The organism is Paenibacillus sp. FSL M8-0334 (assembly GCF_038000405.1).
GTDB lineage: Bacteria > Bacillota > Bacilli > Paenibacillales > Paenibacillaceae > Paenibacillus_AQ > Paenibacillus_AQ campinasensis.
The window spans coordinates 1,362,506-1,384,940 of sequence record NZ_JBBOCH010000001.1 but is presented as its reverse complement, the minus strand read 5'-3'; the positions used below and the strand labels follow the sequence as shown (position 1 = coordinate 1,384,940).

General features: G+C 55.4%; 20 protein-coding genes and 1 riboswitch. All 20 genes read left to right on the top strand.

Annotated elements, in window-relative coordinates; all coding sequences use genetic code 11:
- The first annotated feature begins 43 nt into the window (after positions 1–43).
- Positions 44–742 carry a response regulator transcription factor gene (locus MKX64_RS05980; protein ID WP_095398629.1) on the top strand — a complete coding sequence of 233 codons (699 nt, stop codon included), beginning with the start codon at positions 44–46 and terminating at the stop codon, positions 740–742.
- Positions 739–1,719 (top strand): sensor histidine kinase, encoded by a 981-nt coding sequence (locus tag MKX64_RS05975; protein ID WP_095398630.1) that lies wholly within the window; start codon positions 739–741, stop codon positions 1,717–1,719. The genes MKX64_RS05980 and MKX64_RS05975 overlap by 4 nt, the downstream gene beginning before the upstream one ends.
- 227 nt (positions 1,720–1,946) lie before the next feature.
- The gene (locus tag MKX64_RS05970; protein ID WP_095398631.1) at positions 1,947–2,717 is read left to right on the top strand and encodes an ABC transporter ATP-binding protein; all 771 of its coding nucleotides are present in this window, start codon (positions 1,947–1,949) and stop codon (positions 2,715–2,717) included.
- The gene (locus MKX64_RS05965) at positions 2,692–4,611 is read left to right on the top strand and encodes an ABC transporter permease (RefSeq protein WP_095398632.1); all 1,920 of its coding nucleotides are present in this window, start codon (positions 2,692–2,694) and stop codon (positions 4,609–4,611) included. Before MKX64_RS05970 ends, MKX64_RS05965 begins: the two co-directional genes overlap by 26 nt.
- A 101-nt stretch (positions 4,612–4,712) precedes the next feature.
- A complete protein-coding gene (locus tag MKX64_RS05960) occupies positions 4,713–5,549 on the top strand; it encodes an MBL fold metallo-hydrolase (protein WP_095267158.1) in 837 nt (278 codons plus the stop codon).
- A 283-nt stretch (positions 5,550–5,832) separates the two neighbouring features.
- Entirely contained in the window at positions 5,833–7,965 is a 2,133-nt protein-coding gene (locus MKX64_RS05955) for a DNA topoisomerase III (protein WP_095267159.1), read from the top strand.
- Between the two features lie 211 nt (positions 7,966–8,176).
- The gene (locus MKX64_RS05950) at positions 8,177–8,314 is read left to right on the top strand and encodes a hypothetical protein (protein WP_176475592.1); all 138 of its coding nucleotides are present in this window, start codon (positions 8,177–8,179) and stop codon (positions 8,312–8,314) included.
- Positions 8,315–8,574: 260 nt separating this feature from the next.
- A complete protein-coding gene (locus tag MKX64_RS05945) occupies positions 8,575–8,838 on the top strand; it encodes a DUF1294 domain-containing protein (protein WP_095267160.1) in 264 nt (87 codons plus the stop codon).
- A gap of 98 nt (positions 8,839–8,936) precedes the next feature.
- Positions 8,937–9,371, top strand: a complete 435-nt coding sequence (locus MKX64_RS05940; RefSeq protein ID WP_095267161.1) for a universal stress protein — start codon at positions 8,937–8,939, stop codon at positions 9,369–9,371.
- A 351-nt stretch (positions 9,372–9,722) separates the two neighbouring features.
- Positions 9,723–9,824: riboswitch (purine riboswitch) on the top strand.
- Positions 9,825–10,029: 205 nt separating this feature from the next.
- Positions 10,030–10,515, top strand: coding sequence for a 5-(carboxyamino)imidazole ribonucleotide mutase (gene purE / locus MKX64_RS05935; protein ID WP_095267162.1), 486 nt, complete (start codon positions 10,030–10,032; stop codon positions 10,513–10,515).
- Positions 10,512–11,699: a 5-(carboxyamino)imidazole ribonucleotide synthase gene (gene purK, locus MKX64_RS05930; protein WP_095267163.1), complete on the top strand. Its 1,188-nt coding sequence runs from the start codon at positions 10,512–10,514 to the stop codon at positions 11,697–11,699. The genes purE and purK overlap by 4 nt, the downstream gene beginning before the upstream one ends.
- 3 nt (positions 11,700–11,702) lie before the next feature.
- A complete protein-coding gene (gene purB, locus MKX64_RS05925) occupies positions 11,703–12,998 on the top strand; it encodes an adenylosuccinate lyase (RefSeq protein WP_095398633.1) in 1,296 nt (431 codons plus the stop codon).
- A gap of 163 nt (positions 12,999–13,161) precedes the next feature.
- On the top strand, positions 13,162–14,052 hold the full coding sequence (locus tag MKX64_RS05920) for a phosphoribosylaminoimidazolesuccinocarboxamide synthase (RefSeq protein WP_095267165.1): 891 nt from the start codon (positions 13,162–13,164) through the stop codon (positions 14,050–14,052).
- A gap of 50 nt (positions 14,053–14,102) precedes the next feature.
- Entirely contained in the window at positions 14,103–14,348 is a 246-nt protein-coding gene (gene purS / locus MKX64_RS05915) for a phosphoribosylformylglycinamidine synthase subunit PurS (RefSeq protein ID WP_095267166.1), read from the top strand.
- 4 nt (positions 14,349–14,352) lie between these two features.
- Positions 14,353–15,042, top strand: coding sequence for a phosphoribosylformylglycinamidine synthase subunit PurQ (purQ, locus tag MKX64_RS05910; protein ID WP_095267167.1), 690 nt, complete (start codon positions 14,353–14,355; stop codon positions 15,040–15,042).
- Positions 15,020–17,263 (top strand): phosphoribosylformylglycinamidine synthase subunit PurL, encoded by a 2,244-nt coding sequence (purL, locus tag MKX64_RS05905; protein WP_095267168.1) that lies wholly within the window; start codon positions 15,020–15,022, stop codon positions 17,261–17,263. The genes purQ and purL overlap by 23 nt, the downstream gene beginning before the upstream one ends.
- Positions 17,248–18,732, top strand: coding sequence for an amidophosphoribosyltransferase (gene purF / locus MKX64_RS05900; protein ID WP_341035510.1), 1,485 nt, complete (start codon positions 17,248–17,250; stop codon positions 18,730–18,732). Before purL ends, purF begins: the two co-directional genes overlap by 16 nt.
- Positions 18,733–19,096: 364 nt before the next feature.
- A complete protein-coding gene (gene purM, locus MKX64_RS05895) occupies positions 19,097–20,137 on the top strand; it encodes a phosphoribosylformylglycinamidine cyclo-ligase (protein WP_095398636.1) in 1,041 nt (346 codons plus the stop codon).
- The gene (gene purN / locus MKX64_RS05890; RefSeq protein ID WP_095398637.1) at positions 20,137–20,748 is read left to right on the top strand and encodes a phosphoribosylglycinamide formyltransferase; all 612 of its coding nucleotides are present in this window, start codon (positions 20,137–20,139) and stop codon (positions 20,746–20,748) included. The genes purM and purN overlap by 1 nt, the downstream gene beginning before the upstream one ends.
- 124 nt (positions 20,749–20,872) lie before the next feature.
- Entirely contained in the window at positions 20,873–22,420 is a 1,548-nt protein-coding gene (gene purH, locus MKX64_RS05885) for a bifunctional phosphoribosylaminoimidazolecarboxamide formyltransferase/IMP cyclohydrolase (protein WP_095398638.1), read from the top strand.
- The last annotated feature ends 15 nt before the right edge of the window (positions 22,421–22,435 follow it).

Below are 22,435 nucleotides of genomic sequence, written 5' to 3'. Positions count from 1 at the left end.
AGACAGATCATGTATATGCCTGAGCAGAAATGGAGGGAGCCGGATGTACAAAATTATGATCGTCGAGGATGACCCCAAGCTGGCCTCATTGCTCAAATCGCATATTGAGCGATACGGGAATGAAGGCATTGTGGTTCAGGATTATGAACAGGTGCTGGAGCAGTTTCAGGAGCTGATGCCGCATCTCGTGCTGCTCGATGTCAATCTGCCCAGCTTCGACGGTTATTACTGGTGCCGCCAAATCCGGCTTGTATCGACCTGTCCGATCATTTTCATCTCGGCGCGCAGCGGCGCTCCGGATCAGCTTCGGGCACTGGAGAACGGGGCTGATGATTATATTACGAAGCCGTTTCATTATGACCTGGTGATTGCCAAAATCCACAGCCAGCTCCGAAGAGTGTACGGCGATTATGCCGCCACGTCCGGGGAGCGGACGGTGGAGCTGGACGGGCTGGTGCTATACCCGGAGCGGATGGAGCTTTCGCTCGATGACCGTACCATAGCCCTGACCAAGAAAGAGACCATATTGCTGGAGACGCTGCTTAGCCGCAGTCCGCGGATTGTAAGCCGGGAGACGATTCTGGAGAAGCTGTGGGACGATGCGTTCGTGGATGACAACACGCTGAGCGTGAACATTAACCGGGTGCGTAAAAGGCTGGCCGAGCTTGGGATCGAGGGTGCGCTGGAGACGGTGCGAGGCTCCGGATACCGGCTGAACAAAGGATGGGGGCCAGCGCGATGAACAAGCTGTTCTGGCGAGAGCATGTGCCTCTGATTCTATTTACGCTGGTTCAGCTCCTGGTCGTTCTGCTTGTGTTCTGGTATGACGGCTATGATGATCCTGTTACGGCTGCTTACGCTGTCCTGCTGGGATTATCGGTATTCGGCGGATATTTGGCTTACAGGTTCTACAGTCACCGGGCGTTCTATGAGCGGTTGTCTCAGCCGATCCATTCGCTGGAGGAGTCGATCAAGCGTCATGAATCCTCGCCGCTGCCGGGGGCGCTGGGTGAACGGATGGAGGAGCAGTATCGGCAGTACCGCAATATGCTGGAGGATTGGGAGCGCCAGAGGAGGGAGCATCTCATTTTCATGAACCGGTGGGTGCACCAGATGAAGACCCCGCTGTCCGTGATTGAGATGATCACGCAGGAGGACGACAACGAGGCCTTCAGGAGCATTTCGGAGGAATCCGACCGGATTCGGCGCGGGCTGGATATGGTGCTCTATATGTCCCGGCTGGAGACATTTGAACAGGATTTCAGCGTGGAGCAGGTTGAGCTGTATCGGCTTGTTGTGGATGCGGTCAACGAGAACAAGCGTTATTTTATCCATAGTCATGTGTATCCTGAACTGCGGATCGATTCTGAATTGACCGTGGAGAGTGATGCGAAGTGGCTTTATTTTGTCATGCTCCAGCTGCTGTCCAATGCCATCAAGTATTCAGCGGGCAGCGGGGGAAAAGTAAGGATCGCCGCAAGCCGGACCGAGGATGGCCGGCATGTGATGCTGGAGGTTGCCGACCAGGGAATCGGGATTCCCAAGTCAGATATGAACAGAGTGTTCGATCCGTTCTACACCGGGGAAAACGGCAGACAGCTGAAGGAATCCACCGGGATGGGACTGTATCTCGTGGCAGAGGTTGTTCGCAAGATGAATCACCGCATCGAGCTGGAGTCTGAACCTGGAGCGGGAACGACGGTGAGGCTGCTGTTCTGATCCTGCAGGATATACATGGGAATATAAAATTGTGGGAAAATTAAAAGATGATAGAAGCACTTGCCGCTTGTGATCGCAGCCTTCGGTTGGGAGCCGAGCGGTTTTTGTTGTAATCTTACATCGATGTAAGATTCGCGAAAGAGTGATCGATAGGAGTTCTATCAGGTCTGCTGTACACTGACCATAACCCATATGAAGTTGAAGATGAAGGAAGTGAGGTATGCGTTATGGAAGTGCTGTCTGTTCGCAATCTAGGCAAAATCTATAAAGGCGCGGTATCCCATGAAGCGCTAAGCAATATTAATTTGAGTATACAAGAGGGGGATTTCGTCGGGATTATGGGCCCTTCCGGGAGCGGCAAAACGACGCTGCTCAACATGATCTCCACCATCGACCGTCCGACCTCTGGCGAGATCCGGATTGGCGAGCAGGACCCGTTCCGTCTCTCGGAGGAGCAACTGGCGATGTTCCGGCGGCGGGAGCTTGGGTTTGTGTTCCAATCGTTCAACCTGCTGAACACGCTCACCGTGAAGGAGAATATCCTGCTTCCCTTGGCCCTGGACGGGATCGCACTGGACGAGATGGAGCGCAGGGTACAGTCACTGGCAGAGAAGCTGGACATCGTCTCCATTCTGAATAAGCGGACCTATGAAATATCCGGGGGGCAGGCTCAGCGAACCGCCGTGGCCAGGGCGATGATTCATGGTCCGAAGCTGATTCTGGCCGATGAACCAACCGGCAATCTGGATTCGAAATCGGCAAGAGACGTCATGGAAATGATGGATCGGCGAAACAAGGAAGACCAGGCGACGATGCTGCTCGTCACCCATGATGCAGTGGCAGCAAGCTACTGCAACCGGGTCATCTTCATCAAGGACGGCCAGCTGTACAACGAAATCACCCGGGGTGATAGCCAGCCGGCTTTCTATCAAAAGATTATCAATGTGTTATCGCTGCTGGGAGGAGAAGGACATGAATTTTCGCCAATTCGCCGTTAACAACGTCCTCCGCAGTAAAAGGACCTATATTGCCCATTTTCTGAGCAGCGCCTTCTCCGTCATGATTTTCTTTGTGTACGGGCTGCTCGCCTTCCACCCGCAGATTGAAGATGGCATCGGCGCCTCTAGCGGCACGCTAAGCATGCTTGGCACGATGGGGATGAACGTCGCTCAATACATCGTCTATATATTTTCGTTTTTCTTCCTGCTGTACTCGGTTGGCGCTTTTATCAAAATCCGAAAAAAAGAATTCGGCATTCTGCTCATTCTCGGCATGTCACGCAAGCAGCTGAACCGGATGCTCTTCATAGAGAACATGCTGATCGGGATGGCCGCCATCGTAGTTGGATTAGGCACCGGCCTATTGTTTGCCAAACTGATCCTGCTGATCAGCGCCAAGGTGATGGCTGTAGATAACGGGCTGCCGTTCTATTTCCCCCTTAAAGCGCTTGTGATTACGGCGGTGTCTTACAGCATATTATTTTTGCTTATTGCGGGATTTTCCTCGGTTATGCTTCGCAAGGGAACGCTGCTGGCGCTGGTGAAAGCGGAGGATGCACCGAAGCCGCAGCCGAAGGCGTCTCCATGGCTGGCGCTGCTGGCCCTGCTGCTGATCGTTACCGGCTACGGGATGGTGATGGTATTTTCGGTGCTGCAAATCTTCTCATTCCTGCTTCTGCTGGGCGGTGTGGTGCTCGTTATTGGCGGGACTTATTTTCTGTTCACGCAGTTCAGTGTGTATCTTATGCGCTATCTGCAGAACAAAAAGCCATTCTTTTTCCGGCGGACGAACCTGCTGACGATATCTGAGCTTATATACCGGATGAAGGATAATGCGGTGATGTTCTTCCTGGTGTCGGTCATCTCGGCATCGGCTTTTACCGGCATCGGAACGACGCTAGCGATTGGGGATCCCGGCTTGTCGGCCATGGAGAATCCGTATGCGTATACCTACAGTTATTATGAAGAGGAAGCAGACAGAGGAAAGAAGGATCTGGAGATTGTCAGACAGGAGCTGGATAAGGCCGGATTCGCTTATCGCGAAGGGAGCGTTACCCCCGCTTACTCGGATAATGGAATCAAGGTGATCAAGCTCAGCGAATACAACATGCTGGTCGAGTCCCAAGGTTACCCGGCAGAGACGCTGGGAGAAGATGAGGGGATATTAACGCCAGGAACCGTGACGGAAAAAAACAATTACAGAATCAATGGGTTGATGTTCAGCGAGATGGAAATCGATGCTGGAAATGAGAAGGTAGCCGTGGATGTGATCAAAGCGGAGACTTTTATCGCCGTTCCTGATTCCTATGGCGTTATGCTGGTGGTGTCCGACAGTTTGTACGACTGGGTGGCAGCATCGGAGGAATACAGCTCTAGTACCTACCACACGTTTTTTGTGCCGGATTGGAAAGACACCGGCGAGGTTACCCGTACGATCATGAACAGGATGAATGAGAGCGGGGAATACAGCTATTACCTTAAATCATTATATTTGCAGTGGAAAGGTGCGCTGCAGCAAAACGGAATTTTGCTGATCGTCAGCGGTCTGGTCGGGATTGTGTTCTTTACGTTTGCAGCGAGCTTCGTATATTTCAGACTGTATACCGACCTGGCAAGAGACGAGCAGCAGTACAGGATGATCGCCAAGGTGGGGCTCAGCCGGCGGGAGCTTCGAACGATCGTTACCCGTCAGCTGGTGATGATGTTCTTTCTACCGATGCTGGTCGCCTTGATTCACACCGTGGTAGCCTTTGTTGGATTGCAGCAGCTGGTCGATTTTTCAATCGTAGGTCATTCCGTGAACATATTTATCTTTTTCCTCGGGCTGCAGATTGTGTACTTCCTGGTCACACGCTGGCGCTACCTGAACCGCATGTATCACATCATTCAATGAAATAGAAGGCGGCTTGTTCCTCCATCGCATGTTGAATTTCGCCAAAACGGGTATGTTATTACCATAGCATGCTAATGGAGGAATGGAGGCGCTAAACGGCAATGAATGAACACAGCATATTAAAGACAGGTGCCGTAGAGACGGAGGAGCCTGCTCAGGATCTTCTCTCCCTGCGCACCATGATGGTCAATGTGGTGATGGTCGGGACACCGGGTTCGGGCGATTGGGTGCTCGTGGATACCGGGATCGGCAAATTCGAGGGGTCGATTGCAGAGGAGGCGGAGCGCAGATTCAGCCGTCCACCGGTGTGTATCGTGCTGACACACGGTCATTTTGATCATGTCGGCAATGCGAAGGAGCTGGCGGATCGCTGGGGCGTCAACATTTATATTCATCAGACCGAGCTGCCCTATGTGACAGGACTGAAGGATTACCCTCCCGGTGATCCTACTGTCGGGGGCGGCATGATGGCCAGAGTCGCTCCGGTCTATCCTAACAAGGCGATCGATCTGGGCGAGCGAGTGCTGCCGCTGCCACCAGACGGAAGTGTGCCGGGTCTGCCGGAGTGGCGCTGGATTCCGACCCCGGGGCACAGTCCGGGGCATGTGTCCCTGTTCCGCGAGCGGGATCGGGCGCTGATCGCCGGAGATGCGATCATTACGGTGCAGCAGGAATCGGCGCTGGCCGTCATCCGTCAGGAGAAGGAGCTGCACGGGCCGCCGATGTATTTTACGCCCGATTGGGATGAAGCTCGCAGTTCGGTGCGGCGGCTTGCGGATCTGAACCCGCAGCTCGTGCTGACGGGCCACGGAGTATCGATGGCCGGGCAGGAGCTGACCGATTCCCTGCAGCGGCTGGCCAGGGATTTCAACGAGCTGGCGGTGCCGGAGCACGGCCGGTACGTGCGCCGGGATCTGCGGAGCCAGAAGGAAGAGTAATGAGCAGCCAGAAGGAAGAGTGAGGAGGCGGGCCGCGTGCCCGCCTCTTTGGCGTGCATGGACGGGGAGTGCGTGGATCTGCCGGGTTGCTGGAAAGGGGGCTGTTAGGCTGCTCAAGTATCGCTGTTATGCCCCCCCCATAACTCCCCATGCCCCCAACTGTCATGCCTCCCATGCTGTGATATCCTCATTCCCTCATGAAACCGATATTGCCAGACGTACGGTTTTGTGGAAACAAACGAAGGGAGGTTATAATAGAAGCAGCAGAGGAAGGGGAGGAAGCATGAAAGTATTGGTACTGGCGGAGAAGCCCTCGGTCGCGAAGGAAATTGCGCGAGTGATGGGCAGCCGCGACAAGCATAAGAGCCATTATGAAGGACCGAAATATGTTGTAACCTGGGCGCTGGGCCATCTGGTCGGACTGGCGGAGCCGGAGGACTATGATAAAAAATATCAGACCTGGGCGCTGGAGGATCTGCCGATTCTCCCGGACAACACCAGGCTGAAGGTGCTGCGCGAAACGAGCCATCAATTCAAAGCGGTGCAGCATCTGATGAAACGCCAGGACATCGGGGAGATGATCATCGCCACGGATGCGGCTCGGGAAGGGGAACTGCTGGCCCGCTGGATTCTGAAAATGGTCAAATGGAACAAGCCGTTCAAGCGGCTGTGGATCTCGTCCCAGACCGACCGGGCGATTAAGGAAGGCTTCGCGTCGCTCAAGCCGGGAAATCAGTTCGATCGGCTGTATGAATCGGCCCGCTGCCGGGCGGAGGCGGACTGGATGGTCGGGCTGAACGTGACGCGTGCGCTTACGTGCAAGTTTAACGCCCAGCTGTCGGCCGGACGGGTGCAGACGCCAACGCTGGGCATGATCATGGACCGGGAGAAAGAGATCACGAGCTTCCGCTCCCAGGAATACGAGACGCTGCAGGTTGACCTGGGAAGCTTTGAGGCCTCTTGGCGGGCTGCGGGCGGGGACGCGCGCATCTTCGACAAGGAGCAGGCAGCCAAGCTGAAGCAGAAGCTGGACGGACGCTCCGGGACGATCATCAGTGTGAAAAAGAGTGAGAAAACCGAGCCGCATCCGCTCGCTTACGATTTGACCGAACTGCAGCGGGATGCCAACCGGCGGTTTGGCTTCTCGGCGAAGCAGACGTCGAATGTGCTGCAGCGCCTGTATGAGCAGCACAAGCTGGTCACCTATCCACGCACGGATAGCCGTTATCTGACCTCGGACATGACGAGCACGTTGAAAGAACGGCTCGCGAGCATCGCCGTCGGGCCGTACGCTTCGCTTGCGCGTCCATTGCTGCGCAAGAATCTGAATCCTGGCAAGCGGGTCGTCGATGACAGCAAGGTGACCGATCACCATGCCATCATTCCCACCGAGCAGACGGTGCTGCTCAATCAGCTGTCCGCCGATGAACGCAAGCTGTATGACCTGATCGTGCGCCGCTTCATCAGCTTGTTCTATCCGCCGGCCCGCTATGACAACGTGGCGGTGACGGTTGAGATTGAAGGCGAGCGCTTCTATGCGAAAGGGACGACGGTCAAGGACAGCGGCTGGCGTGAAGTGTACGGCGGGGATTATGAGGATGAGTCGGACGAGGAGAACGACGATCCTCACGCGAGTGCGTCCGGCAAGCTGCTGCCTGAGCTGAGCGAGGGCGAGAAGGTCAAGGTGGCCCGCTGTGTGCTTAGACAGGGCCGGACCCAGCCTCCGAAGCGCTATACGGAGGCAGCCCTGCTCGCCCAGATGGAGAAGCACGGACTCGGCACACCGGCGACACGCGCCGATATTATCGAGAAGCTGGTCAGCTCGGATACGATTGAGCGCCAGGGATCGTCCCTGCACCCGACCGGCAAAGGCAAGCAGCTGATCGAGCTCGTTGCGCCCGAGCTGCGCACGCCGCAGCTGACGGCCCGGTGGGAAGCGGAGCTGGAGAAAATCGCGAAGGGGCAAGGCAAACCGGAGCCCTTCTTGAAGGGCATCCGCGAGATGACGGTCAAGCTGGTTACGGAAGTGAAGGGCAGCGATGCCGAATACAAGCCGCATAATCTGTCTCACAGCCACTGTCCGGATTGCGGCACGCGGCTCCTTGAGAAGAAGACGAAGCGCGGCAAGCTGCTGGTCTGTCCGAGCGAGGATTGCGGCTACAAGCGTTCGGGGGAGAAGCGGCTGTCGAACCGCCGCTGCCCGCAGTGTCACAAGAAGATGGAGCTGAAGGAAGGTAAGGCCGGCATGTTCGTGCAGTGTCTTGGCTGCGGCATTACGGAGACGCTGAAAAAGGATGCCAAGCATGTCAACAAGCGCGAGGAACGGAAGCTCGTGCAGCAATACAGCAAGCAAGAGTCGATCGGCTCTAACCTGGGCGAGCTGCTGAAGGCAGCGCTCGAGCAGAAGAAGGAATAGCGGCGCTCGAGGCGGCCATAGGTGCGATAGACACCAGCTCGTTATTGAATACTAGGCTTCGTAAACCGCACAGCACGCGGTTTGCTATAAGAGGAAGAGCCCGGCAATGGACGCACATTGCCGGGCTTTCCTTATAAGTGCAATCTTTTTGTGCCAGAACGGCATAACCTCCGGGCTTAAAGCCCATTCTACGAACAGGAGGTGATTGTGCATGCCGCATCATAAACCGCGCAAGACCGAGAATCAACAGAACAAATCGAGCATTATGGAAGAAAGCAAAACACTGAAACCGAAAAAGGCCGGTGATTATGTGCCAAGCCTGAACGAGATTCCGAAGAACGAGTCCTGATGAGATAAGATCGGATAGCCCAGCTGAACCTGTGCTGTAAGACCGCACGCTAGGGCATCATAAGGTGGATGTCAGTAGGTGATGACCGACCGCCGTCATACAAACAGGGAGTTAGCTGGGTGTTAGCTGGGTGTTCCTTGCTCCCTGGCCCCCGACGAAACGAGCTGCCATTGTTTTGCCGGTTCTGCGGCTCTATAATGAAAGTAATCGTGAATCGGCTGCCTGTCGCAGGCGGCAGGAGGAACAGGGGGCGGGGACTGATGCAGACGGCGCTAATCGTCTGGTTTATATTCATTAATACGGTCACCTATCTGGTCATGTCCGAGGACAAGCGGCGGGCCAGAATGGGCAGGGAGCGGATGCCGGAGCGCACGCTGTTTTTGCTTGCGGCCATCGGCGGCGCGTTAGGCACCTGGATTGCGATGTATCGCAAGCGCCACAAGACAAGGCACCTGTCCTTCAAGATCGGTGTGCCATTGCTGCTATTTTTGAATGCTGTTTTATACGGATACTTCTGGGGATAGGCGCAGCGGGTTTCAATCGCGTGGCCGAAGTTTAAATGATAAGAAAGCTGTTGTCCTTAAGGATTAGATAACCCCGAAGTGAAAAAGAGGTGGCTGTCATGCTGTTTACGAAGATATTGCTGGCATATGACGGTTCGGAAGCCGCAAGTAAAGCGCTGGGACGCGCGATCGAGCTTGCTCAAGCATCGCCGGATGCTGTTCTGGATGTCGTGCATGCGTATGATTATCCTCGATTCTTTATCGGGGAGGCGCTGGCTCCGATTCCCGCGACGCTGAACAAGGATGTGTATGACATCGCGGTGCAGACGGTGGAAGAAGCCAAGAAGCAAGTGCAGCATGCCGGGATTCATGCGAACGTCGAGATGATTCAGGGAGGCCCGGCGGAGGTTATTCTGGAGTATGCGAAGCAGAACGGCTCGGACCTGATCGTGGTCGGCAGCCGGGGGCTTGGCGGCATTCGCGAGTTTGTCCTGGGCAGTGTCAGTCACAATGTCGTCCAGCATGCCACCATCCCTGTATTGGTTGTTAAATAACGAGAGGCGCGATTTAGCGTCTCTTTTCGTATTATCAGGTTAACCAGTTATTTCTGGTTGGCCCTTTTTTATGGGCATTTTACGATGGCGGTAGCCGGTACGGGCTCCCATAGGGCCTCGTTTCCGCCGCCTCGCGCATGCAGTGCCCCTACGGTTTTATTTATCGTTAACATTTTCCATATATGCTGGTCCTATACGTTTCCTTCATATAAGAAGAGATAATCTGGATTTTCGCCAGACACGAACATTGCTATTTTGAGTTAATCAAATGTTCGTGTTTTGGTTGACACTTGGTGTCAGAAATTGATAAACTGAGGATGTTGCGACAGAAAAGAACCAATGAAATCGGAATGATCACATTTAAATATGACTCGTATAAAGCCGGGAATACGGCCCGGAAGTCTCTACCCGAAAACCGTAAATTTTCGGACTACGAGGGAATGAAAGCGGTAAGGCAGGAACGAGGTCTGGCTTCAATCCGCATCGTTACGGCGGATGCACGGATCTTCCTGTTTTTATATTGCCTGCGGGCTGTTTAAGTAAAGACGCTTTCATTCCCGGATTGTCCGAGACCTGAGCTGATGGATGCTGCCTGTGGGATCGGACTTTTTTCTTGAGTATATGGACAAATCATTGAGTCGAAAGCGAGGATTAGAACATGACAGTACAGGTAGGCGTTATTATGGGAAGCCAATCCGATTGGGAAACGATGTCCCATGCGTGTCAGATCCTGGAGGAGCTTGAAATTCCATATGAGAAAAAGGTGGTATCCGCGCATCGGACCCCGGATCTCATGTTCCGATATGCGGAGGAAGCCGAAGGCCGCGGCCTTCGGGTTATCATTGCCGGTGCGGGCGGTGCAGCGCATCTGCCGGGAATGGTGGCTGCCAAGACGCCGCTACCGGTCATCGGTGTGCCGGTACAGTCCAAGTCGCTGAATGGCCTCGATTCGCTGCTGTCGATTGTCCAGATGCCAGGCGGCATTCCGGTCGCCACCGTGGCGATCGGCAAAGCCGGGGCCGTGAATGCCGGGCTGCTGGCTGCACAGATTCTGGGCGCCGCGGATCCGCAGGTTCGCGCCAGAGTACAGGCGCGGCGGGATCGTATTCGCGACGAAGTGCTGGAGGGCAGTGATAACCTATGAGACAGCCATATCAGAATGAGCAGACGGCAGCCGCCAAGCCGCTTCTGCCGGGGACAACGATCGGTGTTCTGGGCGGCGGACAGCTGGGACGGATGATTGCGCTGGAAGGCGTGCGCATGGGCTACTCCTTCGTTACACTGGATCCGGCGCCCCAGTCTCCACTTGGCCAGATCGCAGAGCAGATTACGGCGGCCTATGACGATGTCGAGGCTGCCCGACAGCTGGCGGAGAAGGCGGATGTCATTACGTATGAATTTGAGAATGTGGATGCGAACGTAGCCGCTCTGCTGGAGGAGCAGTCTTATGTGCCGCAGGGCAGCAGGCTGCTGTACACGACCCAGCACCGGCTGCGGGAGAAAGCGGCGATTGAAGCTGCCGGTGTGCCGGTGGCACCTTATCGCCAGATCCGCAGTCTGGAAGAGCTGACCTCGGCGGCGGCGGAGCTGGGCCTGCCGTGTGTGCTGAAGACCGCTACAGGAGGCTACGACGGGAAAGGCCAGGCCGTCATTCGCAGGGAAGAGGAATTGGCCGCCGCTTATGACACGCTGGCTTCGACCGGCGCCGAGCTGGTGCTGGAGAAATTCGTGAAGTTCGCGTGTGAGATTTCCGTCATTGCAGCCCGGACGCCAAGCGGTCGTATCAAAAGCTTCCCGCCGGCAGAAAATGTGCATGTAAACAATATATTGCATCTGTCGATCGTGCCTGCCCGGGTGCCGGACGAGGTGCTGAAACGGGCAACAGAGCTGGCAGAGCGGGTAGCCGCCGGGCTGAACGCGGTGGGGCTGCTGGCCGTGGAGATGTTTGTAACCGAGGAAGGCGAACTGTATGTGAATGAGCTGGCTCCAAGACCGCATAACTCGGGTCATTACACGATGGAGGCCTGCACGACATCCCAGTTCGAGCAGCATGTCAGAGCGATCTGCGACCTGCCGCTCGGGGAGACAACACTACTCACGCCTGTCGTCATGGTCAATGTGCTTGGCCAGCATCTGGAGGAAGTCATCGGCCGCTTCGGCCAGCCCGATGAACTTGCCGAAGATCTGGGCATCGTGCCGAAGCTGCATCTGTACGGGAAGAGCGAAGCGAAGGTAAACCGCAAGATGGGACATATCAACCTGCTGTGCGCTGATGTGCAGAGCGGGCTGGATTGGGTAGAGAAAACAAAGATTTGGAGGCAGGATTAAACGATGATTGAACGATACAGCAGACCGGAAATGCGAGCGATATGGACGGAAGAGAACAAGTTTCGGGCATGGCTTGAAGTGGAGCTGTGCGCATGTGAAGCGTGGGCAGAACTCGGTGTGATCCCGAAGGAGGATACGGTCAAGCTCCGCCAGAACGCAAGCTTCAACATAGATCGCATATATGAGATCGAGCAGGAGACGCGCCATGATGTCATTGCCTTCACGCGTGCGGTATCCGAAACGCTGGGCGAGGAACGGAAATGGGTGCATTACGGGCTGACCTCGACGGACGTGGTGGACACCGCGAACGGCTACCTGCTGAAGCAGGCGAATGACATTCTGGAGCAGGACATTCTGCGTTTTATCGGGATTCTGAAGGATAAGGCCATTGCGTACAAACATACGCCGATGATGGGAAGAACGCATGGGGTGCATGCGGAGCCGACAACCTTCGGATTGAAAATGGCCCTGTGGCATGAAGAGATGATCCGCAATCTGGAGCGCTTCCGCCACGCGGCTGACGGCGTTCAGTACGGCAAAATTTCCGGCGCGGTCGGAACCTATGCCAACATCGATCCGTTCGTGGAAGAGTTTGTATGCCGCAAGCTTGGCACCAAGCCGGCTCCAATCTCGACCCAAACGCTGCAGCGTGACCGCCATGCCGAGTATATGGCTACGCTGGCCCTGATCGCGACATCGCTGGAGAAATTTGCAACCGAGATCCGCGCGCTCCAGAAGAGCGAGGTTCGCGAGGTGGAAGAGGCGTTCGCCAAAGGGCAGAAGGGCTCGTCTGCGATGCCGCACAAGCGCAACCCGATCGGCTCCGAGAACATCTCGGGTCTGGCCCGCGTCATTCGCGGCCACATGGTATCGGCTTACGAGAATGTGCCGCTCTGGCATGAACGCGACATTTCCCACTCGTCGGTAGAGCGCATCATTCTGCCGGACGCAACCATGCTGCTGAACTATATGCTGAACCGTTTTGGCAATATCGTTCAGAATCTGACCGTCTTCCCTGAGAACATGAAGCGCAACATGACCCGCACGTTCGGGGTGCCATTCTCCGGCCGCATCATGACCAAGCTGATCGACAAGGGCTTCAGCCGCGAGCAGGCCTACGATACCGTGCAGCCGCGCGCGATGCAGGCTTGGGAGGAGCAGCGTCAGTTCCGCGAGATCGTCGAGGCGACGCCTGAGATTACCGAGGTGCTCAGCCCTGAAGACATCGAGGATGCCTTTAATCCTAGCTGGCATCTGAAGCATGTGGATACGATTTTTGCCAAGCTGGGTCTGGAATAAAACCAAGGGAAACCGATAGATACCACCGCAATTAAGCTGTATGGAACAGATAGATGACCAATTTCGGCTTACGCAGCAATTCCGATACGCCATCGTTCAACTGAAGAATTGGCGGGCGGCTGATGCCAGCTTAGAGGCGCAGCCGCCCCAGGGGGAGGAGCACATGACATTACCGGCTTTATCGACCGCAGTCCATCTGATCCAGGCGCCGCTGCTGTATAAAGGCAAGGTTCGCGAGCTGTATGATCTGGGTGAACATGTTCTCATTGTAGTAACGGACCGCATCTCTGCTTTTGATTACGTGCTGGAACCGCCGGTGCCTGCGAAGGGCACGGTGCTGAACAAGCTGAGCGCTTTCTGGTTTGAGCAGACCCGGCATCTGATTCCGAACCATGTCGTGCACACGGATGTGAATCTGCTGGGGGACATCGTCAAGGACAAGGCGCTGCTGGACGGGCGCATCATGGTGTGCCGCAGAGCGGAGCGCATTGACATTGAATGTGTGGTGCGCGGCTACATCACCGGCGGCGGCTGGCGGCAGTACCAGACCTCCGGTGAGGTGAACGGCATTCAGCTGCCGGAGGGCATGCGCAAGAATGCGGCTTTTCCGGAGCCGATCTTCACACCGGCAGCCAAAAATGATGTCGGCCATGACGAGGACATTTCGTTTGAACGCATGAAGGAGCTTGTCGGCGAAGAGCTCGCAGAGCAGCTTCAGGCGAAAAGCCTGGAACTGTACACGTTCGCTCGTGAGTACTGCAGCCGGCACGGCATCATTTTGGCAGATTGCAAGTTTGAATTCGGTCTGCTGGACGGAGAGCTCATCCTGATCGACGAGATCTTCACGCCGGACTCTTCCCGCTTCTGGGACGAGGCGAATTACGCGCTGGACATTGAAATTGACAGCATGGACAAGGAGCCTGTGCGCACCTACCTTGCTTCCTCCGGCTGGGATAAGAACAGCGAGCCCGACCCGCTCCCGCCGCATGTAGTGGAGGAAACGACGCGCCGCTACACCGATATTTACCGCCGTCTTACGGCGGCCAGTCTGTAAGAATCTGAAGCTTGCCATCATTCATATATACCGAGGAGGAACTGGATAAGATGTTGAAAGCAAAGGTTTACGTCACGATTAAGCAGAGCGTATTGGACCCTCAAGGGGTAGCGGTGCAGGGAGCGCTTCATTCGATAGGCTATAAGGAAGTGGAAAGCTTGCGCATCGGTAAATATATGGAGCTTGAGCTGAACACGGACAACCGCGAAGAGGCGGAGCGCCGCGTCAAGGAAATGTGTGAGAAGCTTCTGGCGAATACGGTGGTCGAGAACTACCGGTACGAATTGGAGGGCTAAACGAATGAGATTTGCAGTGCTGGTATTTCCCGGCTCCAACTGTGACATTGACTGCTACAAGGCGGTGGAAGAGACGATCGGCCAGCCGGTGGATTATGTGTGGCATACGGCGACGGATCTCTCCCCTTACGACTGCATTTTGGTACCTGGCGGGTTCTCTTATGGGGATTACCTGCGGTGTGGTGCGATTTCCCGGTTCGCCCCGGTGATGAACGAAGTGGCCAAAGCGGCTGAAGAAGGCAAATATGTACTTGGCATCTGCAACGGATTCCAGATTTTGACGGAGGCAGGACTTCTTCCGGGAGCGCTCCGCCGCAATGAATCGATGAAGTTCCGTTGTCATGACAGTGTGCTTAAGGTAGTCAACAATACGACGCCATTTACACGTGATTATGCAGAGGGACAGGAGATTGTGATCCCGATTGCACATGGCGAGGGCAACTATTACTGTGATGAAGCAACGCTGAAGCAGCTCCGGGACAACCGGCAAATCGTATTTACGTACAAGGATAATCCGAACGGCTCGGTGGCGGATATTGCAGGCATCTGCAACGAGCGCGGCAATGTGATCGGCATGATGCCGCATCCGGAGCGGGCCGTGAGCAGTCTGCTCGGATCGGTCGACGGCAAGGCAATGTTCACATCCATATTACAAGCTTGGAGGGATACTCATGGCGCAGCAAACGTCCGCTAAGGAACCGACCGCAGAGCAGATCGCAGAACATCAGATTTACAAGCAGATGGGAGTTTCGGACAGCGAGTATGAGCTGATCTGTTCCTTCATGGGACGCAAGCCGAATTACACGGAAATCGGCGTGTTCAGTGTCATGTGGTCCGAGCATTGCGCTTATAAAAATTCCAAGCCGCTGCTCCGCCGCTTTCCGACAAGCGGTCCGCGCGTCCTGATGGGACCCGGTGAAGGCGCAGGGATTGTAGATATCGGCGACAATCAGGCCGTTGTATTTAAAATTGAGAGCCATAACCACCCTTCGGCAGTCGAGCCATACCAAGGCGCAGCGACAGGTGTTGGCGGCATCATCCGCGACATCTTCTCGATGGGTGCAAGACCGGTGGCGATCCTCAACTCGCTTCGCTTCGGCAAGCTGGAGAGCGACCGGGTGAAATATTTGTTCGAGCATGTCGTATCCGGCATCGCCGGTTACGGGAACTGTATCGGCATTCCGACTGTCGGCGGGGAAGTGGTGTTTGACGAGAGTTATGAAGGCAACCCGCTGGTCAACGCGATGTGTGTCGGCATTATCGAGCATGACAAAATTCAGCGCGGCGTGGCCAAAGGGGTCGGCAATCCAGTCTTCTACGTAGGTCCTCCTACGGGCCGGGACGGCATTCACGGAGCGACCTTTGCCTCCGTCGAGCTGACCGAGGAATCGGAAGCAAACCGGACAGCGGTTCAGGTTGGCGATCCGTTCATGGAGAAGCTGGTCATGGAAGCATGTCTGGAATTGATCAATTCTGGCATCGTGCTTGGGATTCAGGATATGGGCGCCGCAGGCTTAACCTGCTCCAGCGCCGAGATGGCGAGCAAGGCCGGCAACGGGCTTGAGCTGTACCTGGATCAGGTGCCGCAGCGCGAGGAAGGCATGACGCCTTATGAAATGATGCTGTCCGAGTCCCAGGAGCGCATGCTGTTTGTCGTAGAGCCGCGGCATGAGGCGCAGGCGCGCGAAATTTTCGAGCGCTGGGGCGTCATCTGCGCCAAAGTCGGCAAAGTAACCGACGATGGACGTCTGAAGCTGTTCCATCACGGCGAAGTGGTTGGCGACATGCCGGTCAAAGCGCTGGTGGACGAGTGCCCGATCTACAACAAGCCGTCTGAGGTTCCTGCCTATTACAAGGAGCAGGCTTCTGTCGACACGCTGCGTTATGAGGAAGTGAAGGATCTGGGCGGTGCCCTCAAGAAGGTGCTCGGTTCCCCGAGCCTGGCAAGCAAAGCCTGGGTCTATAACCAATATGACTATATGGTTCGCACAAGCACGGCCGTTCGTCCGGGTTCGGACGCAGCGGTAGTGACCGTTGAAGGCACGCGCAAGGCGCTGGCGATGACAACGGATTGCAACGGGCGTTATGTATACCTGGATCCGGAGCTGGGCGGCAAAATTGCAGTCAGCGAAGCAGCGCGCAACATTGTATGCTCAGGCGCCGAGCCGCTGGCGATTACGGACAACCTGAACTTCGGCAGTCCGGAGAAGCCGGATATTTTCTGGCAGATGGAACAAGCGGTGGACGGCATGGCGGAAGCCTGCCGCGAGCTGGAGACGCCGGTTATCGGCGGCAATGTCAGCCTGTACAACGAGAATGCCAAAGGCGCGATCTACCCGACACCGGTGGTTGGCATGGTCGGCTTGATCCACGATACGGATCATATTACAACCCAAGGCTTTAAAGCCGAAGGCGATCTTGTGTATGTGCTCGGTGAGACTTATGCAGAGCTTGGCGGCAGTGAGTTCCAGGCTGTTGTGCACGGCGTGTCCGAAGGCAGACCGCCTCAGCTTGATCTTGCTACCGAGAAGAAACTGCTTTCCGCTGTGCTGAAGGCGATTCAGTCCGGATTGGTGCAATCCGCACATGACGTGTCCGAAGGCGGGCTTGCGGCTGCGCTTGCCGAGAGCTGCATCAGCGGCAATGTCGGCGCATCGATTGCGCTGGCAAGTGAGCTGCGGAGTGATATTATGCTCTTCAGCGAAAGCCAGTCCCGCATCGTGCTATCCATTTCGCCGGATCACAAAAATTCGTTTGAACAGCTGGTGCAGGAAGCGGGTGTGCCATTTACCCCAGTAGGTCTGGTCGGAGGAAACAAGCTTAGCATTACGATTAACGGTGCTTCTGCGCTGGAAGAATCCGTGGAGGCTTTGAAATCCGTCTGGGAGGATGCCATTCCATGTCTCATGAACTGATACCCGATGCACTGTGGACAGGGGATTACTACAATGAGGGAACAGGTCGAAGCGACATTTTTGATACGTTAAAAGAAGAGTGCGGCGTTTTCGGGGTGTTTGGACACCCTGACGCCGCCTCCCTTTCCTATTACGGCCTTCACGCGCTTCAGCACCGCGGTGAGGAGAGCGCAGGAATCTGCGTGTCGGATGGGGAAGGCGAGGATTTCAATTATCATCGCGGCATGGGACTGGTCAAGGAAGTGTTTGACCGGGACAAGCTGGAGTCGCTGAAGGGGAGCATGTCGATTGGGCATGTTCGTTATTCCACCAGCGGAGACAGCCGGCTTGCGAACGCCCAGCCGCTCGTATTCAAATATCGGGAAGGCAATCTGGCGATTGCGACCAACGGCAATATCGTGAATGAGCCTAAGCTGCGGCGGGAGCTGGAGCAGCAGGGCTCGATCTTTCAGACGACGAGCGATACCGAGGTGATTGCGCATTTGATTGCGCGCTCGCCGAAGGATTTTGTCGAGGCGGCCAAGGATGCGCTGCAGCGTTTGGTGGGCGGATTTGCTTTTCTGCTCATGACGAATGACAGGCTTCTCGTCGCTTCCGATCCGAACGGACTTCGTCCGCTGACGATGGGACGCTTGGGGGATGCATATGTATTCGCATCCGAGACCTGTGCGTTTGAAGTGATCGGGGCGGAGACCGTTCGGGATATTGCCCCAGGAGAACTGCTGATTCTCGACAAGGATGGCTTGCGCGAAGAGCGTTACACCTCTCCGGGGCGCAAGGCGCTCTGTGCGATGGAGTACATTTACTTCTCCCGGCCTGACAGCGATCTGAACGGCTCCAATCTGCACTCGGCTCGCAAACGGATGGGCAGCCGGATGGCGATTGAATCCTTTGTCGATGCGGATGTGGTGACTGGCGTGCCGGATTCCAGCATCTCGGCGGCCATCGGCTATGCTGAGCAGACGGGCATTCCGTACGAGCTTGGCCTGATCAAAAATAAATATACCGGCCGGACCTTCATCCAGCCAAGCCAGGAGCTGCGCGAACAGGGCGTCAAGATGAAGCTGAGCGCCGTGCGCCGGGTGGTCGAAGGCAAACGCGTGGTCATGATCGATGACTCCATCGTGCGGGGCACGACCTCCCGCCGGATCGTCAATCTGCTGAGGGAGGCGGGAGCGACCGAGGTGCATGTGCGCATTACGTCGCCTCCGTTCAAGAATCCTTGCTTCTACGGTATCGATACGCCGGATCGCAAGGAGCTGATCGCTTCCTCCAAAACGGTGGAAGAGATTTGCCGGGAAATAAATGCCGATTCGCTCTCCTTCCTGAGTCCTGAAGGGCTGATTGCAGCGATCGGAGGCTATGATGAGGCCAGTTTCAAAGGTGGACTGTGCCTGGCCTGCTTTGACAATGATTACCCGACCCCGGTTGATTTCGGCGGCGATGAGAAGATGAGCTGCAGCTGCTGATCCTCCTGTAGTGCCACCCGGGTCGTGTGTGGCCTGCGGATTAAAGGTTTGTGCGCGGTTTGTGCGAATCATCGTACAAACCCAGGCACAATGCTTGATTTAGATGTTAAGCGGGTGAAGGATTGGATGAATGCAGCGCATGACCCCGTGAGTTTACGGAGCCCGGTGAAAGGTTAAGCCCGTGAAATATACAGTGTACAAAGCACAGTGACCCTAAGCGGCAAGTTATCGAGTATCTCAAGCGCCTGGGGCGCTATATAGACGAAGAGTTAAGCAAATTGCTGATTCATCAGATGAAATATATCAGGATGTTGGACGATTTCGATCACCGATGTTCTCAATAAGCTAAAGGAGTGTTGAGCTCGTGTCGGATACTTATAAAAACGCAGGCGTGGATATCGCAGCGGGCAATGAAGCCGTAGAGCGGATGAAGAAGCATGTCAAAACGACGTTCAGGCCGGAGGTCATGACCGATCTGGGCGGGTTTGGCGCGCTGTTCAAGCTGAATAAGGATTTATATGAAGAGCCGGTGCTTGTTTCCGGCACGGACGGGGTTGGTACCAAGCTGAAGCTTGCTTTTGCAATGGACCGGCATGACACGATCGGCATCGATGCGGTGGCGATGTGTGTCAACGACGTTGTCGTGCAGGGGGCAGAGCCGCTCTTTTTTCTCGATTATTTGGCCTGTGACAAAGTCATCCCAGCCAAAATCGAAGCGATTGTCAAAGGCATTGCGGACGGATGCAATCAGGCTGGCTGCTCGCTGATCGGCGGCGAAACCGCTGAAATGCCGGGCATGTACAGTGAAGGCGAGTATGATATCGCCGGCTTTACCGTTGGTATTGTGGACCGTAAGAATATGATCAACGGATCAAGCATTGCGGCAGGCGACACGGTCATCGGACTGGCATCCAGCGGCGTGCACAGCAATGGCTTCTCGCTTGTGCGCAAGCTGCTGCTGGAGCAAAGCGGCTATTCGCTGGAGCAGGAGCTTCCAGAGCTTGGCGGTCGGCTGGGTGATGTGCTGCTGGCGCCAACGAGAATCTATGTGAAACCGCTGCTCGGTTTAATGAAGGAGATCGAGGTCAAAGGCATGGCGCATATTACAGGAGGCGGATTTATTGAGAATATTCCGCGCATGCTGCCAGAGAACGTCAATGTCGACATCGATTACGGCTCCTGGCCGATTCTGCCGATTTTCCAGCTGATGCAGGAGAAGGGCAGCATCTCGAACCGCGATATGTTTACGACATTTAATATGGGGATCGGGATGGTGCTTGTCGTTAAGGAGCAGGATGCCGAGACTGCGCTTCAATCTCTGCGTGCTGCAGGGGAAGAAGCGTATGTGATCGGGCGTGTGACATCCGGAGATCAGAAGGTTACCTTTACGGGGGCTGAAGTATAATGAGCGCGTATCGGATCGCGGTGTTCGCTTCCGGCAGAGGCAGCAATTTTCAGGCTTTGGTGGACGCGCAGCGAGCTGGTGTTCTCGGCGGCGACATCTGTGTTCTGGTCTGTGACAAACCGCAAGCGCCGGTCGTCGGACTGGCGCAGGCTGCGGGGGTGGACACCTATGTGTTTCAGCCGAAGGATTACGCCTCGAAGGAGGACTATGAACGCGGGGTCGCTGCGGAGCTTGCGCGAAAAGGCGTTCAATTGATTGTGCTGGCTGGTTATATGCGGCTGCTGAGCCCTGTGCTTGTCGAAGCCTACAGCGGTAAGATCATCAATATTCACCCCTCGCTGCTTCCGGCATTTCCAGGCAAGGATGCGATCGGACAAGCGCTGCAATACGGTGTGAAAGTGACCGGCGTTACCGTTCACTTTGTGGATGGCGGTATGGATACGGGGCCGGTGATCGCGCAGCGGGCGGTCGAAGTGCTGGCTGGTGATGATGCTGAAACTTTGGCCCAGCGAATTCATACGGTGGAGCACAAGCTATATCCTGAGGTCGTGTCCTGGTTTACCGGAGGCCGGGTATCGCTTGATGGGCGTAAGGTGACGATTGTGGAATAATCGACATGTTCGATATTTCTCGGGAAATATTTTTAACCGTTCGGTTTATCGACAGCATCTGTGAGCATGAACGGCATGAGATTGCAAAACAACGGATTTTTCATTCCATATAGGAGGTATAGACGTGGGAATCAAACGAGCATTGGTCAGCGTTTCGGATAAAACAGGGATCGTGGAATTTTGCCGGGAACTGTCTGCACTAGGGGTGGAGATTATTTCGACAGGAGGCACCAAGAGCCTCTTAGCCAAAGAAGGGGTGCCGGTAATCGGGATTTCGGACGTAACTGGGTTCCCGGAGATTTTGGATGGCCGGGTGAAAACATTGCATCCTGCCGTTCATAGCGGCTTGCTGGCGATCCGTGACAGTGAAGAGCATCAGCGGCAAATGCAGGAGCTGGGCCTGGATTATATCGACCTTGTGGTGGTGAATCTGTACCCGTTCCAGGAGACGATTGCCAAGCCTGACGTGGCCTACGAGGATGCGATTGAGAATATCGACATTGGCGGCCCGACGATGCTGCGTTCGGCTGCAAAAAACCACGCATTTGTCAGTGTTGTTGTCGATGCGGCGGATTATGGCACGGTCATTGAGGAAATTCGCAGTGCCGGAGACACGACGCTTGAAACGCGCAAGCGGCTTGCGGCCAAAGTGTTCCGTCACACAGGCGCGTATGACACGCTCATTTCCGAATATTTGTCGAATGTGACCGGCGATCCGCTGCCTGAGCGTTTCAGCGTTACTTATGAGAAGATCCAGGATCTTCGCTACGGGGAGAATCCGCATCAAAAGGCGGCCTTTTACAAGAAGCCGCTTGCTCCGGCCGGCACGCTGACAACCGCTGAGCAGCTTCATGGCAAAGAGCTGTCCTACAACAACATCAATGATGCGAATGCCGCGCTGCAAATTGTCAAAGAATTTGACGAGCCCGCTGTCGTTGCCGTGAAGCATATGAATCCATGCGGAGTCGGTATCGGTAACCATGTGCTGGAGGCATACCAGAAAGCTTATGACGCTGATCCGGTATCGATCTTTGGCGGGATTGTGGCTGCCAACCGTACGATTGATGCACCGACGGCCGAACTGCTGAAGGAGATTTTCCTTGAGATTATTCTTGCGCCGGATTTCACCCCGGAAGCGCTTGAAATTCTGACCAAGAAGAAGAATATCCGTCTGCTCAAGATGGGTGAATTCGCCTCGGCTAAAGAACGGAAAAGCACGCTGGCGGTTACAACCATCGAAGGCGGCATGATTGTGCAGGAGAGCGATGTGCATTCCCTCGATCCGGCGGATCTGAAAGTGGTTACCGATCGCGAGCCTACGGAGGCGGAGCTGAAACAGCTGCTGTTCGGCTGGAAGGTTGTAAAACACGTGAAATCGAACGCCATTGTGCTTGCGGCCGATAATATGACGATTGGCGTGGGCGCAGGACAGATGAACCGCGTCGGCGCTGCCCGTATCGCTATCGAGCAAGCCGGTGAGAAATCCAAGGGAGCTGTGCTGGCATCCGATGCGTTCTTCCCGATGGGAGATACGGTTGAGCTTGCGGCGAAAGCCGGCATTACGGCCATCATTCAGCCTGGCGGTTCCATCAAGGACGAGGAATCCATCAAGGCCGCCAATGAGCATGGCATTGCTATGGTGTTCACGGGCGTGCGTCATTTCAAACACTAATGAGCACACATCGCC

Bases quoted from the DNA above. Each gene is read 5' to 3' on its own strand.
- MKX64_RS05980 (WP_095398629.1), top strand. From the start codon at position 44: ATGTACAAAATTATGATCGTCGAGGATGACCCCAAGCTGGCCTCATTG.
- MKX64_RS05975 (WP_095398630.1), top strand. From the start codon at position 739: ATGAACAAGCTGTTCTGGCGAGAGCATGTGCCTCTGATTCTATTTACG.
- MKX64_RS05970 (WP_095398631.1), top strand. From the start codon at position 1,947: ATGGAAGTGCTGTCTGTTCGCAATCTAGGCAAAATCTATAAAGGCGCG.
- MKX64_RS05965 (WP_095398632.1), top strand. From the start codon at position 2,692: ATGAATTTTCGCCAATTCGCCGTTAACAACGTCCTCCGCAGTAAAAGG.
- MKX64_RS05960 (WP_095267158.1), top strand. From the start codon at position 4,713: ATGAATGAACACAGCATATTAAAGACAGGTGCCGTAGAGACGGAGGAG.
- MKX64_RS05955 (WP_095267159.1), top strand. From the start codon at position 5,833: ATGAAAGTATTGGTACTGGCGGAGAAGCCCTCGGTCGCGAAGGAAATT.
- MKX64_RS05950 (WP_176475592.1), top strand. From the start codon at position 8,177: ATGCCGCATCATAAACCGCGCAAGACCGAGAATCAACAGAACAAATCG.
- MKX64_RS05945 (WP_095267160.1), top strand. From the start codon at position 8,575: ATGCAGACGGCGCTAATCGTCTGGTTTATATTCATTAATACGGTCACC.
- MKX64_RS05940 (WP_095267161.1), top strand. From the start codon at position 8,937: ATGCTGTTTACGAAGATATTGCTGGCATATGACGGTTCGGAAGCCGCA.
- purE (WP_095267162.1), top strand. From the start codon at position 10,030: ATGACAGTACAGGTAGGCGTTATTATGGGAAGCCAATCCGATTGGGAA.
- purK (WP_095267163.1), top strand. From the start codon at position 10,512: ATGAGACAGCCATATCAGAATGAGCAGACGGCAGCCGCCAAGCCGCTT.
- purB (WP_095398633.1), top strand. From the start codon at position 11,703: ATGATTGAACGATACAGCAGACCGGAAATGCGAGCGATATGGACGGAA.
- MKX64_RS05920 (WP_095267165.1), top strand. From the start codon at position 13,162: ATGACATTACCGGCTTTATCGACCGCAGTCCATCTGATCCAGGCGCCG.
- purS (WP_095267166.1), top strand. From the start codon at position 14,103: ATGTTGAAAGCAAAGGTTTACGTCACGATTAAGCAGAGCGTATTGGAC.
- purQ (WP_095267167.1), top strand. From the start codon at position 14,353: ATGAGATTTGCAGTGCTGGTATTTCCCGGCTCCAACTGTGACATTGAC.
- purL (WP_095267168.1), top strand. From the start codon at position 15,020: ATGGCGCAGCAAACGTCCGCTAAGGAACCGACCGCAGAGCAGATCGCA.
- purF (WP_341035510.1), top strand. From the start codon at position 17,248: ATGTCTCATGAACTGATACCCGATGCACTGTGGACAGGGGATTACTAC.
- purN (WP_095398637.1), top strand. From the start codon at position 20,137: ATGAGCGCGTATCGGATCGCGGTGTTCGCTTCCGGCAGAGGCAGCAAT.